At 55.1% G+C, this 265-nt stretch carries 1 protein-coding gene; it reads right to left on the minus strand.

All coding sequences use genetic code 11. The features are described from left to right. Positions 1–100: ArsA-related P-loop ATPase (locus FVA95_RS34240; protein WP_149666985.1), on the minus strand; the 100-nt coding region annotated here is incomplete at its 3' end. Positions 101–265: the final 165 nt, after the last annotated feature.

The raw sequence follows: 265 nt of genomic DNA on the forward strand, positions 1-265 counted from the left end.
TCTTGTGGCCGCGCAGAGCGAGGCCGGTACCGATAGCGGCGCTGGTGGTGGTCTTACCCACACCACCCTTGCCGGATGTAACCACGAGAATCTTGGCCAATGTGTTTCACCCCTAAGGAAAAAGGACTTTTCAGCCCCCGAAAAACATCTCTTGGAACTCGCTGCAGGCGGACAGCCTTTGTAGGGAAAAGAGGTGGTTTCCGCGTGGAAACGCCAACTTCAAACTAGTCCTACGCAAGTCTTGCCGGTTTCGCTGTGCTATCAG

It is taken from the genome of Pseudonocardia sp. EV170527-09 (assembly GCF_008369905.1).
GTDB lineage: Bacteria > Actinomycetota > Actinomycetes > Mycobacteriales > Pseudonocardiaceae > Pseudonocardia.